Source organism: Flavobacterium filum DSM 17961 (assembly GCF_000425465.1).
GTDB classification, from domain to species: Bacteria; Bacteroidota; Bacteroidia; order Flavobacteriales; family Flavobacteriaceae; genus Flavobacterium; species Flavobacterium filum.
The window spans coordinates 58,751-73,253 of record NZ_AUDM01000003.1; the positions used below are offsets into that span (position 1 = coordinate 58,751).

The following is a 14,503-nucleotide window of genomic DNA, read 5'->3' on the forward strand; positions in this document are numbered from 1 at the left end:
TCAATTACCTGAAAACCATTTACTTTTACATCATGATACAAACAATAATTGTTTATATTTTAGTAGCTTTTGCTATAATTTTTCTTTTAAAACCTTTATTTGTAAAGAAAAAATCGAAGAAAAATTGCGGTGACGATGATTGTGGTTGTCATTAACTTCCCAAAGCCACATCCAAACTCATCATCACAACAAATCCACCAATAAATCCAAGCGTTGCAATATCCGTATGTTTGTCTTGTTGTGTTTCCGGAATTACTTCTTCCACCACTACAAAAATCATAGCTCCGGCTGCAAAAGCAAGTGCGTAAGGCAAAATTGGGGTAAAAAAAGTTACTGCAACTGCTCCCAAAACGCCGGCAATAGGTTCAACTAAAGCAGAAGATTGTCCGTATAAAAAACTCTTTTTTCTACTCATTCCCATTCGTCGTAACGGCATGGAAACTGCTATTCCTTCCGGAAAATTTTGAATTCCGATTCCAATCGCTAAAATGCTAGCTCCGGCTATCGATGCTTCTGGAATTCCGGCGGCAACTCCACCAAACAAAACCCCAACCGCCAAACCTTCCGGAATGTTGTGTAATGTTATGGCCAAAACCAAAAGTGTTGTTTTTTGCCAAGGCGATTTTACGCCTTCCGTTTCTTTAAAATTAATATGTAAATGAGGCAAAACCTTATCTAAACCAAATAGAAAAAAAGCTCCTAACATAAAACCGATTGCAGCGGGCATTACTTTTGCAAAACCTTCTCCTTCGGACATGGCGATGGCAGGTGCAAGCAAACTCCAATAACTCGCTGCAACCATCACACCACCAGTAAAACCAAGCATTCCGTCTAATGCGGCACGATTCATCGTTTTAAAAAAGAACACGACCGATGCTCCCAAAGCCGTTAAAAACCAAGTAAATAACGTGGCATACAAGGCTGCTAAAATAGGATCTATACTCGATAAATAAGCTACAATTTCATCAAACATATTATATCAATTTAACATAAAGATTACTGGCAATTTTATTTGAAATCAAAATTTGTCTGTTGTTGATTAAAATACTTAACGAATGATCAAAGGATTCTTTATTTACCACTTCAATTTCTGATCCCAATGCAATTTGATGTTTGTCAAGGTATTTTAAAAAACTAGGCGAGCTATCTTTTACCCCCAAACAAATAACTTTTTTTGATGGCAAAATTTCAGAAAGTAACTGTTTATCAACTTTAACCAATTGTCCGTATCGATCAGGAATCGGGTCACCATGGGGGTCTTCCTTTGGAAATCCTAAATATTCATCCAATCGATTGATTAATTTCTCGGATTTAATGTGCTCTAATTCTTCGGCTAAATCGTGTACTTCATCCCACGTAAAATCTAGTTTTTCTACCAAAAAAACTTCCCACAAACGATGTTTCCTTACAATCATTTTTGCAGCATGAAGTCCTTTTTGAGTCAATGTTACTCCTTGGTATTTTTGATAATTTACTAATTCCTTATCTGCTAATTTTTTCAGCATGTCCGTAACGGAAGAAGCTTTGCTTTCAATCATTCCGGCAATTGCATTCGTATTGATTCCTTTGGGCGAAACCAACGACAAATGATAAATTACTTTGATATAATTTTCTTCCGAATAAGTCATACATTCAACTAATTGAAAACAAATATAGTAAGATAATTTGATATGAGTAAAATAATTTTTAGTTTTGTCTAAATTTATTTTTTGGTATGAAAAAAATTCTGCTTTTAGTTGTTTTATCTTTTACACTACTTTCACAAGCTCAAGAAAAAGGAACGGTTGTGGGTCATATTTTGTCTGAAGGTCAAGCTGTTCCGTTTGCCAACATTCTTATAAAAAATGCAACAACAGGAACATCGTCCGATGAAAACGGAAATTATTCCATTGAAGTTCCGGCCGGAAAACAAACCATCATCGTACAAGCAATCGGTTTTAAAAACCAAGAAAAAAACATAAATGTTCCTTCCGGAGGAAAAATTCATTTGGATTTTAATTTAGAAGAAAGTGTTTTCGGACTCAATCAAGTGGTGGTTTCTGCCACTCGTGGATTGCAAAAAAGAACCGAAGCTCCGGTGATTGTTACCGTTACCAATTCAGAAGTATTGCAAAAAGCACAAGCCATTAGTTTATCAGAAGGTTTGAGTTTTCAACCCGGTTTGCGAATGGAAACCAATTGCCAGAACTGCGGATTTTCTCAAGTTAGAATGAATGGATTAGACGGTGCTTATTCTCAAATTTTAATGGATAGCCGACCAATTTTTTCCGCTTTAAATGGGGTGTATGGTTTAGATCAAATTCCGACTAATATGATAGAACGAATTGAAGTGGTTCGTGGTGGCGGTTCGTCTTTATATGGGTCGAATGCGATTGCGGGCACCATCAACATCATTACCAAAGATCCAATTGAAAATTCGTTTGAAATTAATTCGCATTTAGGTTTAATTGACGGAAATGTGCCCGACAAAGCATTAACGTTAAACGGAACCGTTTTGTCAGACGATTTGAATTTAGGAATTCAACTTTTTGCGATGCTTCGTGATCGTGATGCTTTTGATGCAAATGATGACAATTTTACAGAAATTACAACAATGCAAAATCGAACTTTCGGATTCAAATCATTTTATCGTCCGTTTGAACGAAGTAAAATTACTGCCGAATTTCATACGGTAAATGAGTTCAGAAGAGGTGGTGAAAATCGGTTTGATTTGCAACCGTTTGAAGCTCTTACCACAGAACAAATTACTTCCAAAATGGTGGGTGGTGGACTCACATTTGAAAATTATTCGGAAGATGAAAAAAACAAATATGCGGTTTACATCAACACCCTACAATCTAAAAACGACAACTTTTATGGCGGTCGAGCCGATGATGAATTTGGTAATATAGATTACCAAGAAAGCATTCGTGGTTTTGGAAATACCGAAGTGCTCACTTGGATTGGTGGAGCTCAATATAACCGAAAACAAGCATCTTTTTTGGGAGGTTCAGGAACGTTAACCACCGGAGCCGAGTACAAAAAAGAAAAGATGATGGATGCCAAACCGGGTTATAATGCATTTGTTAATCAAACCTTAGATATCCTAGGGATTTATGCTCAACAAGAATGGAAAGTCAATGAAAAATTGAAAGTTTTAGGCGGATTACGAGCCGATTTTCATAATGCCGCCGATGAAGATGTAATTTTTAATCCGAGATTGAATATTCTTTATAATTTTAAAGAAAATTTGCAATGGCGAAACTCTTATGCCAAAGGTTTTAGAGCTCCACAGGTTTTTTCGGAAGACATTCACGCCCGAATTGCCGCCGGAGAAGTAGCTTTGGTTGAATTAGCAGATGGATTACAATCGGAAACATCACATTCATTTTTAACTTCGTTAGATTGGAGTAAAATTTCTCCCAATTCGGAAGCTGGATTAACGTTTGAAGCATTTTACACCAGATTAAACGATCCATTTGTATTGGAACAACTTACAGAAACTATCTGGGAAAAACGCAATGGAAAAGGAGCCGATGTTTACGGAATAAACTTAGAAGCCAAATATGCTCCTGGACAAAAATGGCAATTTCAAGCGGGAGCAACGATTCAAAAAGCATTGTATGACGAAGCGGTTCAATGGAGTGAAAATTTGACGAACACCAATCGAAATTTCTTTCGTTCACCAAATGTGTATGGAAATTTGATGGCAACATTTTCTCCTAAAAAAGCATTTCAAAACAATCTGTCATTGATTTACACCGGAAAAATGTATGCTCAACACTTTGCCGGATTTATTCCAGAAGACCGTTTGGAAACTACTGTAGATTTTTATGAAATCAATCTAAAATCATCTTATACGTTTGTGGTAAAAGAAAAATTGCATCTTCAATTAAGCGGTGGAATTCAGAATATTTTCAATCAATATCAAAACGATTTTGACTTGAGAGTAAACCGTGACGCTAATTATATTTATGGTCCATCTCGACCAAGAACCATCTTTATTGGATTAAAAATTGGAACGGATTTGTTGTAAAAACATAACTTTTGAGGATTTGATTCCGTAAAAAACATGACTTTTTTGGATTTGAAGATAAATCCAACTAAAAATTTGAGAAATTTTTAATTCAAATTGTAGTTGACTAACTATTCCATCATAACAAATCTTTATGATTGAAATCATCAAATGAAAATGAAAACTTAGTAACTTTGCAAAATCGAAAAATCAAACATCAACAATCATAAATCTTAAATAATTATGTATCCAGAAGAAATGGTAAAACCCATGAGAGCCGAGTTATCGGAAGTAGGTTTTCAAGAATTATATAGTGCAGAAGCGGTTGAAAATGCAATTTCACAAAAAGGAACAACATTGGTAGTTGTAAATTCCGTTTGCGGATGTGCTGCCAGAAATGCAAGACCGGGAGCAAAAATGAGCTTAGACGGTGCAAAAAAACCAGATCAATTGGTAACCGTTTTTGCCGGTGTTGACAAAGAAGCGGTTGATGCCGCAAGACAACATATGTTTCCTTTTCCACCATCATCGCCAAGTATGGCTTTGTTTAAAGATGGTGAATTAGTACACATGTTAGAACGTCACCACATTGAAGGCCGTCCTGCGGAAATGATTGCAGAGAATTTAAAAGATGCGTATAACGAGTTTTGTTAAATAAAAATCGTTTCTAAAATGACCCTCTCAAAATCAGAATTTGAGAGGGTTTTTTATTTCCAATTTCTAAATAAATACTACTTTTGCATCGAATTCTTCCATTTAGAATTCAATTTATTGTAAAACCCAAAAACGTTTATAGCATGCAACTGTATAACACGATGAGGGCAGAAGAAAGAGCCGAGCTTATTGATCAAGCCGGCAAACAACGACTTACGTTGTCTTTTTATGCCTATGCCAAAATTGAAGACCCAAAAAAATTTAGAGATGATTTGTTCTTAGCCTGGAATCCTTTGGATGTCTTAGGCAGAATCTATGTAGCTCACGAAGGAATTAATGCCCAACTTTCCTTGCCGGCAGATTATTTTTATCAATTTAAAGATACGCTGGAAGTATATGATTTCATGCAAGGCATTCGATTGAATGTGGCTCGTGAGCAAGACGATCATTCTTTTTTAAAATTGACCATAAAAGTACGTCATAAAATTGTAGCCGATGGCTTAGATGATTCTACTTTTGATGTTACCAACAAAGGGATTCACTTAAAAGCGAAGGAATTCAACCAACTTTTAGAAGACCCAAACACCATTGTGGTTGATTTTAGAAATCATTACGAAAGTGAAATAGGTCATTTTAGAGGAGCAATCACTCCGGATGTGGATACTTTTAGAGAATCGCTTCCCATTATTGAAGAACAATTAAAAGACCTTAAAGAAGAAAAAAATCTTTTGATGTATTGCACAGGTGGAATTCGATGCGAAAAAGCCAGTGCGTATTTTAAACACAAAGGTTTCAAAAACGTCTATCAATTAGAAGGCGGTATCATTGAATATGCCCGTCAAATTGAGCAAGAAGGTTTGGAAAGCAAATTCATTGGTAAAAACTTTGTGTTCGATCATCGTTTGGGCGAACGCATCACCAACGATATTATTTCGCAATGTCACCAGTGCGGAAAACCATGTGACAATCATACCAATTGTGTGAATGATGGTTGTCATTTACTTTTTATTCAATGTGATGAATGTAAAGAAAAAATGGATAATTGTTGTTCATCTGAATGTCAGGAAATCATTCATTTGCCTTTAGCTGAACAAGTGAAATTAAGAAAAGGCATTCAAAAAGGAAATATGATTTTCAAAAAAGGAAAATCTGAAGCTTTAAAATTCAAACATTCCGGTGAATTGAGTGATGTATCATTGGCGGTTGCAGATGAAATTGAGAAACCGAAATCCATTCGTGAACGCATCAAACGCAAAAAAGTACTAATTGGCAAAGCCGAACATTATTATACCAAAGCCAGTGTTGGTTTATTTTTAATTGAAAACCAGGAGGTAAAATCAGGGGATAAAATTTTAATTTCCGGTCCAACCACCGGAAATCGGGAATTGGTTTTAGAAAAAATGTTTGTCAATGGCCAAGAGGGAACGGTTGCCAAACCGGGAGACAAATTAACGTTTGCAGTTCCGTTTCGTATTCGATTATCGGATAAATTGTTTAAAGTTATTAGCTAGTCATGACTCCATCAGGAAAAATAGAACTCATGGCACCGGCCGGAAATTTTGAATCGTTGCAAGCCGCATTAGATAACGGTGCCGATTCGGTATATTTTGGTGTAGAACAATTGAATATGCGAGCTCGGGCAACTATCAATTTTACTTTGGAAGATTTACCCGAAATTGCTAAACGTTGTAAAGCCCAAAAGGTTAGAACTTATTTAACGCTGAATACCATTATTTACGACCACGATTTATCAGTTGTAAAAACGTTGGTTAGCAAAGCCAAAGATGCCGGAATTACAGCTGTGATTGCTTCAGACCAAGCTGTGATTGCTTCGGCTAGAGCTATTGGGATGGAAGTCCATATTTCAACCCAACTGAATGTGACAAATGTTGAAACTGTCAAATTTTACAGCTTGTTTGCAGATACCATTGTGCTGTCGCGTGAATTGAGTTTGCGTCAAGTGAAAAAAATCACGGAACAAATTGAAAAAGAACAAATCAAAGGCCCGAGTGGTAATTTAGTAGAAATCGAAATCTTTGGACATGGGGCTTTGTGCATGGCCGTTTCCGGAAAATGTTATTTGAGTTTGCATTCACACAATTCATCTGCCAACAGAGGAGCTTGCAAACAAAATTGCCGAAAAAAATATACCGTAATTGATCAAGAATCCGGATTTGAAATTGAAATTGATAACGAATATATGATGTCTCCCAAAGATTTATGTACTTTGGATTTTCTAGACCAAGTAATCGATTCGGGAATTAAAGTTTTGAAATTAGAAGGTAGAGGGCGTGCTCCGGAATATGTGGCAATGGTTACCAAAACCTATCGTGATGCGATTGATTCCTATTACAACGGAACTTTTACCAAAGAAAAAATCAATCAATGGATGGAAGATTTGAGTACCGTTTATAATCGAGGTTTTTGGTCTGGTTATTATTTGGGACAAAAATTAGGTGAATGGAGTGCCAATCCGGGTTCAAATGCAACACAGAAAAAAGTATATGTGGGTAAAGGCGTTCACTTTTTTCCGAAAACGAATATCGCCGAATTTAAAATTGAAGCTTACGACATCAAAATTGGTGATAAAATCATGATAACCGGACCAACTACCGGAGTACAGGAACTCGTAATCAATGAAATGCTAGTTAACGATAACTGTTTAGAAAAAGCATCCAAAGGGGATAGTTGCACCCTGAAATTACCTTTTAGAGTGAGAAATTCGGATAAATTATATAAAATTGTGGAGCAATAATGGTAGTCATAACTTTGCAACGCGACAAATGCATTGGATGTAATTATTGTGTAGAAATGGCTCCGGCACAATTTCAAATGTCAAAAAAAGACGGAAAATCAGTTTTGTTGAAATCCGTAAACACCAAAAGTTTTCATACTTTAAAATCGCCCAATCATGCGATTGTAGAAGCTTGTGAAGCAGCTCAAAAAGCTTGTCCGGTGCATATTATTTCGGTAAAAGAAACGTGATTTTCTTAAGATTTTAAAATTACTTTTTCATTCTCAATTATGTAATAAACAAAAAAGGGAAGGCAAAGAATAAAATAGGAAATATCAGCTCTGCTATTAAAAAAAGTTTCATGAAAACCATGAATTATTATTTGATAAATGAAATGAATTACTATTGGTAATAATAGAAAAACACCACTAAAAAAATAAATGTCATTACCCTTTTTGCAAAGCCAAAAAGCTCCCAAAGAAATTAAAACACAAATCATACTCAATTCAGTAGGCATTAAAAATCCAGACTGAATGATAAATGGATTCATAATAAAAAAATCAGAAAAATGATTCCAAACAAAAGGTAAAAAAGTAGCGATAAAAACGATTATTGAAATTACACCAATTTTTAATAACTCCCTAAAACTTATTTGTTTTGACTTTAAAACAAAAAGAAAAGTAACTATGTAAGGAATTACAAAAACATTTCTTGTTGATAAAAGTAACCCTATTAGAATCCCATTAAGAAATATTTTTTTATTCTCATCTTGAAAAGTTTTCAAAAGTAGAACTAATGAAAATAATACCAAACTAGCATTCAAGAAAATATTACTTCTTGTTACTATTTCCCATAAATAAAAGGGTGAAATTAAAAGTAATAGCAAAAAAAACAATAGTATTTGATTAGATTTTTCAGAAAATTTTAGAATAAAATAGAAAATGAAAAAACCAACAACAGAATACCATCCAAGCTCACCAATGGCATAAAACGGTAATGCCAAAATATAATAAAAAGGCATTGGCCCAGGTGGATTTCCCATTGTAGAATTTGCAAAATAAACATACTCATCGTTAAAAAAATTATCCCAAAAAGAAGTAATTACGCTCCATCGATCTACATTCAAGGTTTCTACCGGAATTTTGTTGAAAACAAAACCGCTTCCCACAAGAAATAAAAAAAACACTAAATATATAATTACTTTTTCAGAAGTTTTGGGGACTGATATTTTGTTTCTAAATTTTAGTACAAAATAAAAAATAGTAATTAGAGCAAAAGAGACAACTAAAAAATAAGCGGTAACTCTACTCAAATATTTCACTAAAAAAGCAAAATTTATAAATAAAAATATAAAAATACTTATATTGATTTTTCTATTCCGGCTAAAGATTTTCATTAGTTAAATAAGGAAGACTTTATTATTTTATTTTTATCTAAAAAATATTGTATCGAGGTTTTCATTACTCCAATTCCATATTTTAAACTTCTTTTAAAATTAATGGATGAAGCTTCTTCAAAATACTTAGTCGGACATGTAATTTCTGCGATTTCAAAACCTTTATGAAATATTTGTGCTATCATCTGATTATCAAAAACAAAATCATCAGAATTAAGCTGATAATTGATTGATTCCAAAACTTCTCTATTGAAAGCTCTATATCCAGTATGGTATTCAGATAGTTTTTGATTCATTAAAATATTTTGAAAAAAAGTTAAAAAGCGGTTTGCGATATATTTATAAAGTGGCATACCCCCTTTTAACGCTCCTTTCCCTAAAATTCTTGACCCAATTACTACCGGATATACTTCATTTGCAATTAAATAAACCATTGAATGGATTAACTTTGGAGTGTATTGATAATCAGGATGCAACATAATTATAATGTCACCACCTATTGCTAATGCTTTATTGTAACATGATTTTTGATTACCACCATAACCTAAGTTTTTGTCATGTTTTATTATGTGGTGTATCCCAATGCTTTTAGCAACTTCTATCGTGTTATCTGTGCTATTATCATCTACCAACACTACCTCATCAACAATATCGAAAGGTATCTCTTTAAAAGTTTGAGTTACAGTCTTTGAAGCGTTATATGCTGGGAGTACAACAATAATTTTTTTATTTAAAAGCATACTTTCATATTATTTTAACAATCGTCATATAAACATCTAGAAATTATCCGATACAAATGTAAATTTTAATCTTTGGAAAAACCACTTTTCAACATCAACCAAAAAAATACTATCTTTACACTCTTAACGTTTAATGTCAGTAGTCTCGTTTTATATAACGAGATGACCAATATATATAAAATTATGGCTTGTACAAACTGTTCTACCGGGAGTAAAGATGGAGAAGCTCCCAAAGGATGTCAAAATAAAGGGACTTGCGGCACCGATAGCTGCAACAAATTAACGGTTTTCGATTGGCTTTCCAATATGAGTTTGCCTAGCGGTCAAGAACCATTTGACTGTGTGGAAGTGCGATTTAAAAACGGAAGAAAAGAATTTTACCGCAATACCGAAAAATTGTCACTTTCTATAGGTGATATTGTGGCAACTGAAGCTTCACCGGGACATGATATCGGAATTGTTACCCTAACCGGAGAATTGGTTAAGGTTCAAATGAAGAAAAAAGGCGTAAATCCTACTAGTCCGGAAATTACCAAAATCTACCGAAAAGCGTCTCAAAAAGACATTGATATTTGGTCAGACGCCCGAGCTAAAGAAGAACCTATGAAGGTAACCGCTCGTGAAATTGCGATTCGTTTGCAATTGCAAATGAAAATTTCTGATATTGAATTTCAGGGAGATGGCTCAAAGGCTACTTTTTATTATACCGCTGAAGACCGCGTAGATTTTCGTCAATTGATTAAAGAATACGCTCAATCTTTCAGAACCCGAATCGAGATGAAACAAGTAGGTTTCCGTCAGGAAGCTGCTCGTTTAGGCGGAATCGGTTCGTGTGGTAGAGAATTGTGTTGCTCCACTTGGTTGACCGATTTTAGAAGTGTAAACACCTCTGCTGCTCGATACCAACAGCTTTCATTGAATCCGCAAAAGCTAGCCGGACAATGCGGAAAACTAAAATGTTGTTTGAACTATGAGTTAGACACCTACATGGATGCTTTAAAAGATTTTCCTGATTTTGAAACCAAATTAGAGACAGAAAAAGGAGTGGCATATTGCCAAAAACAAGATATTTTTAAAGGATTAATGTGGTATGCTTATGCCGATAATATGGCCAACTGGCATGTTTTACACATCAATCAAGTGAAAGAAATTATTGCAGAAAACAAACAAAAAAGAAGAGTTGCTTCCTTAGAAGACTTTGCTTTAGAGGTTGCTCAAGAGCCGAAACAGGATTTCAATAACGCCATGGGTCAAGAAAGCTTAACCCGATTTGATCAACCGAAAAAGAAAAAAAATAACAACAAAAAAAGAAGACCTAATAAAATTGTAAAAAATGATCAAAAAAAGTAGTCTGTTTTTTGTTTTATTATTGATTTTATTCACGTCATGCGACAAAAAAAGACTTTTTGACGAGTACCAAAAAGTAGGTGATGCTTGGCACAAAGACAGCATTGCTTCTTTTGTTTATGAAGCCAATGATACTGTTTCACCCAAACATTTGTTTATTAACATTCGCAACAATAAAAATTATCCTTTTCGCAATTTGTTTTTGATTGTTGAAATGGAGCAACCGAATAAAAAAATCATTATTGACACTTTGGAATATGAAATGGCCAATCCGGATGGTTCCCTATTGGGAAAAGGAATTACAGATACGAAAGAAAACAAATTGTTTTACAAAGAGAATTTTGTATTTCCTAAAGCGGGAAAATATTATATCAACATTCAACAAGCCGTTAGAAAATCGGGTAAAATTGAAGGTGTTGAACTTTTAGAAGGCATAACGGATGTAGGTTTACGAATTGAAAAAAAGGAGTAAGATGACACAGAAAAAAAATAACGTAACGAAAGATATTCACTACTACCAAAAAAAGTTTTGGAAACTATTTTTCTATGGTTTAGGTGGTATTTTTCTGTTTTTTGTATTTGCAAATTTTGGTTTGTTTGGCTCGATGCCAAGTTTTGACGAATTAGAAAATCCAGATTCCAATCTTGCGACTGAAATCATTTCTTCTGACGGTGTTATTTTAGGAAAATTTTACAGAGAAAACCGTTCACCGGTTAAATATGAAGATTTGCCAAAACATTTAGTTGATGCTTTGGTGGCAACTGAAGATGAACGTTTTTATGAACATTCCGGAATTGATGCCCGAAGAACTTTTGGTGCCGCTCTTAAATTAGGTGCAGATGGTGGAGCAAGTACCATTTCTCAACAATTAGCCAAACTATTATTTCATGGTGAAGGTTCTCGATTCATTTTGTTTAGAATGGTTCAAAAAGTAAAAGAATGGATTATTGCCACTAAATTAGAACGTCAATACACTAAAAATGAAATCATTGCTCTTTATTTGAATCGTGCTGATTTTGTAAATACCGCAGTTGGAATTCGTTCGGCTGCTAAAGTGTATTTTGGAAAAGAACCTCGTGACTTAACCATTGAAGAAAGTGCTTTATTGGTTGGAATGTTGAAAAACCCTTCCCTTTATAATCCAGTAAGAGAAAAAAGGAAACAGTTGGTTTTTGACAGACGTAATACGGTTTTGGCTCAAATGGTTCGAAATAACTTTTTAGAACCGGAAGCGAAGAAAATTTTAGAAAAAAAACCAATTGTTCTAGATTTTAATCCGGAAAGCCATACAGACGGAATTGCGACCTATTTCAGAGAATACCTTAGAGATTACATGAAAAAATGGGTAAAAGAAAATAAAAAACCGGATGGTACTGAATACAACATTTACAATGATGGTTTAAAAATTTACACTACCATTGATTCCCGAATGCAAAAATATGCTGAGGAAGCTGTTGATGAACATTTAAGAAACCTTCAAGCAGAATTTTTTAAAGCTCAAAAAAACAATAAAAATGCTCCTTTTTCAAAAATTAATGAAGAAGAAACCGATAAATTGATGAAAAGAGCTATGAAAAATTCTGAGCGTTGGCGTATGATGAAAGCTCAAGATAAAAGCGAAGAAGACATCATCAAATCGTTTGACGTCAAAACGGACATGCGTATTTTTACTTGGAAAGGTGAACGAGATACCATCATGACACCAATGGATTCCATTCGCTATTACAAGCATTTTTTACGTAGCGGAATGATTTCAATGGAACCTCAAACCGGACATGTAAAATCGTGGGTGGGCGGAATAAACTACAAACATTTTCAATATGACCATGCCGGACAAGGAGCCAGACAAGTGGGTTCTACCTTTAAACCGTTTGTTTATGCCACCGCTATTGAACAATTAAATATGTCTCCGTGTGATTCAATCATCGATTCACCCTTCACAATTCCAAGAGGAAGACATAATGTTACGGAAACTTGGACGCCCAGAAATTCTGATGGAAAATACCGTGGAATGATTAATTTGAAAAGAGCGTTGGCCAATTCTGTTAATACGGTTTCTGCTAAATTAATTGACCGAACCGGACCAAAAGCCGTAGTTGATTTAACACACCGATTAGGAGTTACTTCCTCTATTCCAGAACAACCTGCAATTTGTTTAGGTGCAGTTGAAATTACCGTTCAAGAAATGGTAGCTGCTTTTAGCACATTTGCCAACAAAGGTATTTACATCAAACCTCAATTGATTACTCGAATAGAAGACAAAAACGGAAATATCATATTTGAAGCTATTCCGGAAAGTCATGATGTATTGAGTCAAGACATTGCTTATGCCGTTGTAAAATTGATGGAAGGTGTAACAGAAGATGGTACCGGAACCCGATTAAGATGGGGGGGTGCCGGATTTAAAAATTATGGTTATAAATTTACTAACCCAATAGCCGGAAAAACCGGAACTACTCAAAACAACTCTGATGGTTGGTTCATGGGGTTTGTACCTAATCTTTGTACAGGAGTTTGGGTTGGCTGCGAAGACCGTGCCGCCCGATTTAGAACTACCGCTATGGGACAAGGAGCAACAATGGCTTTACCTATTTGGGGACTCTACATGGACAAATGTTATAAAGACGACAAGCTTAATGTATCGAAAGAACCTTTTGAACGCCCGGAAAATATCACCGTAAAAGTAGATTGTTGGAAAGCCGTTAAAGACACGCTTGATTTTGATCAAGATGTGGAAGAATTTAATTTTTAAGTAAATTTATAAATATAAAATAATAAAAAAATGGACTTTGCAAAAAGCCCATTTTTTTATACCTTTAAAATTCGAAAACAAACAAACGATATGATTACACGAAAAGTAAATTCTGTGCAAGAAGCTCTTGTTGGAATTACCGATAATATGACCATTATGCTCGGAGGTTTTGGCCTTTGTGGCATTCCGGAAAACAGCATTGCTGAATTAGTAAAAAAGGGCGTTTCTAATCTTACTTGCATTTCGAACAATGCCGGAGTAGATGATTTCGGATTAGGTTTATTGCTTCAAAAGAAACAAATTAAAAAAATGATTTCATCGTATGTTGGTGAAAATGCAGAATTTGAACGTCAAATGCTTTCGGGAGAATTAGATGTTGAACTTACTCCTCAAGGAACATTAGCCGAAAAATGCAGAGCTGCTCAACACGGAATTCCTGCTTTTTTTACACCCGCCGGTTACGGAACCGAAGTGGCTGAAGGAAAAGAAACCCGTGAATTTAATGGAAAAATGTATGTCATGGAAGAAGCCTACAAAGCTGATTTCGCCATCGTAAAAGCATGGAAAGGTGACGAAGCCGGAAACCTAATTTTTAAAGGAACCGCCCGAAATTTCAATTCATGCATGGCTGGTGCTGCAAAAATCACCATTGCCGAAGTAGAAGAATTAGTGCCCGCCGGAACATTAGACCCCAATCAAATTCACATTCCAGGAATTATGGTAAACCGAATTTTTCAAGGTGAAAAGTTTGAAAAAAGAATTGAACAAAGAACAGTTAGACAAAGATAATGTGGCAATGAAACAATTTGTCAATTAGACAATTAATTGACATCTTTCCGAATTGACACATTGACTAATTGACACATTAAACAATTGACACATTAA

The 14,503-nt window shown here is 34.9% G+C and carries 14 protein-coding genes; 10 read left to right on the plus strand and 4 right to left on the minus strand.

Going from position 1 to position 14,503, the window contains the following annotated elements; all coding sequences use genetic code 11:
• The first annotated feature begins 32 nt into the window (after positions 1-32).
• Positions 33-155: a FeoB-associated Cys-rich membrane protein gene (locus H601_RS16930; protein WP_483788260.1), complete on the plus strand. Its 123-nt coding sequence runs from the start codon at positions 33-35 to the stop codon at positions 153-155.
• On the opposite strand, the gene H601_RS0100255 is transcribed toward H601_RS16930, so the two are convergent.
• Positions 152-973, minus strand: a complete 822-nt coding sequence (locus H601_RS0100255; protein WP_026709646.1) for a ZIP family metal transporter — start codon at positions 971-973, stop codon at positions 152-154. The genes H601_RS16930 and H601_RS0100255 overlap by 4 nt on opposite strands.
• Before the next feature lies 1 nt (position 974).
• Positions 975-1,628 (minus strand): metal-dependent transcriptional regulator, encoded by a 654-nt coding sequence (locus H601_RS0100260; RefSeq protein WP_026709647.1) that lies wholly within the window; start codon positions 1,626-1,628, stop codon positions 975-977.
• Positions 1,629-1,714: 86 nt separating this feature from the next.
• On the opposite strand from H601_RS0100260, the gene H601_RS0100265 reads away from it, so the two are divergent.
• From H601_RS0100265 to H601_RS0100290, 5 genes are all read left to right on the plus strand, one after another.
• Positions 1,715-4,015: a TonB-dependent receptor gene (locus H601_RS0100265; protein WP_026709648.1), complete on the plus strand. Its 2,301-nt coding sequence runs from the start codon at positions 1,715-1,717 to the stop codon at positions 4,013-4,015.
• A gap of 222 nt (positions 4,016-4,237) precedes the next feature.
• Positions 4,238-4,648, plus strand: a complete 411-nt coding sequence (locus H601_RS0100275) for a BrxA/BrxB family bacilliredoxin (protein ID WP_026709649.1) — start codon at positions 4,238-4,240, stop codon at positions 4,646-4,648.
• A gap of 143 nt (positions 4,649-4,791) precedes the next feature.
• The gene (trhO, locus tag H601_RS0100280) at positions 4,792-6,159 is read left to right on the plus strand and encodes an oxygen-dependent tRNA uridine(34) hydroxylase TrhO (RefSeq protein ID WP_026709650.1); all 1,368 of its coding nucleotides are present in this window, start codon (positions 4,792-4,794) and stop codon (positions 6,157-6,159) included.
• Positions 6,160-6,161: 2 nt separating this feature from the next.
• A complete protein-coding gene (locus tag H601_RS0100285) occupies positions 6,162-7,403 on the plus strand; it encodes a peptidase U32 family protein (RefSeq protein WP_026709651.1) in 1,242 nt (413 codons plus the stop codon).
• On the plus strand, positions 7,403-7,633 hold the full coding sequence (locus tag H601_RS0100290; protein ID WP_026709652.1) for a ferredoxin: 231 nt from the start codon (positions 7,403-7,405) through the stop codon (positions 7,631-7,633). The genes H601_RS0100285 and H601_RS0100290 overlap by 1 nt, the downstream gene beginning before the upstream one ends.
• Positions 7,634-7,638: 5 nt before the next feature.
• On the opposite strand, the gene H601_RS0100295 is transcribed toward H601_RS0100290, so the two are convergent.
• Positions 7,639-8,568, minus strand: coding sequence for a hypothetical protein (locus tag H601_RS0100295; protein WP_156900307.1), 930 nt, complete (start codon positions 8,566-8,568; stop codon positions 7,639-7,641).
• A 209-nt stretch (positions 8,569-8,777) separates the two neighbouring features.
• Positions 8,778-9,518, minus strand: a complete 741-nt coding sequence (locus H601_RS0100300) for a glycosyltransferase family 2 protein (RefSeq protein WP_026709654.1) — start codon at positions 9,516-9,518, stop codon at positions 8,778-8,780.
• Between the two features lie 183 nt (positions 9,519-9,701).
• On the opposite strand from H601_RS0100300, the gene H601_RS0100305 reads away from it, so the two are divergent.
• The 4 genes from H601_RS0100305 (at position 9,702) to H601_RS0100320 (ending at position 14,407) form a co-directional block, all read left to right on the plus strand.
• Positions 9,702-10,868: a PSP1 domain-containing protein gene (locus H601_RS0100305; protein WP_026709655.1), complete on the plus strand. Its 1,167-nt coding sequence runs from the start codon at positions 9,702-9,704 to the stop codon at positions 10,866-10,868.
• Positions 10,852-11,337, plus strand: a complete 486-nt coding sequence (locus H601_RS0100310) for a gliding motility lipoprotein GldH (protein WP_026709656.1) — start codon at positions 10,852-10,854, stop codon at positions 11,335-11,337. The genes H601_RS0100305 and H601_RS0100310 overlap by 17 nt, the downstream gene beginning before the upstream one ends.
• 1 nt (position 11,338) lies before the next feature.
• The gene (locus tag H601_RS0100315; RefSeq protein ID WP_026709657.1) at positions 11,339-13,618 is read left to right on the plus strand and encodes a penicillin-binding protein 1A; all 2,280 of its coding nucleotides are present in this window, start codon (positions 11,339-11,341) and stop codon (positions 13,616-13,618) included.
• A 90-nt stretch (positions 13,619-13,708) separates the two neighbouring features.
• Positions 13,709-14,407: a CoA transferase subunit A gene (locus H601_RS0100320; protein WP_026709658.1), complete on the plus strand. Its 699-nt coding sequence runs from the start codon at positions 13,709-13,711 to the stop codon at positions 14,405-14,407.
• The last annotated feature ends 96 nt before the right edge of the window (positions 14,408-14,503 follow it).

Coding starts and splice junctions, on each gene's coding strand:
- H601_RS16930 (WP_483788260.1), top strand. CDS start 33: ATGATACAAACAATAATTGTTTATATTTTAGTAGCTTTTGCTATAATT.
- H601_RS0100255 (WP_026709646.1), bottom strand. CDS start 973: ATGTTTGATGAAATTGTAGCTTATTTATCGAGTATAGATCCTATTTTA.
- H601_RS0100260 (WP_026709647.1), bottom strand. CDS start 1,628: ATGACTTATTCGGAAGAAAATTATATCAAAGTAATTTATCATTTGTCG.
- H601_RS0100265 (WP_026709648.1), top strand. CDS start 1,715: ATGAAAAAAATTCTGCTTTTAGTTGTTTTATCTTTTACACTACTTTCA.
- H601_RS0100275 (WP_026709649.1), top strand. CDS start 4,238: ATGTATCCAGAAGAAATGGTAAAACCCATGAGAGCCGAGTTATCGGAA.
- trhO (WP_026709650.1), top strand. CDS start 4,792: ATGCAACTGTATAACACGATGAGGGCAGAAGAAAGAGCCGAGCTTATT.
- H601_RS0100285 (WP_026709651.1), top strand. CDS start 6,162: ATGACTCCATCAGGAAAAATAGAACTCATGGCACCGGCCGGAAATTTT.
- H601_RS0100290 (WP_026709652.1), top strand. CDS start 7,403: ATGGTAGTCATAACTTTGCAACGCGACAAATGCATTGGATGTAATTAT.
- H601_RS0100300 (WP_026709654.1), bottom strand. CDS start 9,518: ATGCTTTTAAATAAAAAAATTATTGTTGTACTCCCAGCATATAACGCT.
- H601_RS0100305 (WP_026709655.1), top strand. CDS start 9,702: ATGGCTTGTACAAACTGTTCTACCGGGAGTAAAGATGGAGAAGCTCCC.
- H601_RS0100310 (WP_026709656.1), top strand. CDS start 10,852: ATGATCAAAAAAAGTAGTCTGTTTTTTGTTTTATTATTGATTTTATTC.
- H601_RS0100315 (WP_026709657.1), top strand. CDS start 11,339: ATGACACAGAAAAAAAATAACGTAACGAAAGATATTCACTACTACCAA.
- H601_RS0100320 (WP_026709658.1), top strand. CDS start 13,709: ATGATTACACGAAAAGTAAATTCTGTGCAAGAAGCTCTTGTTGGAATT.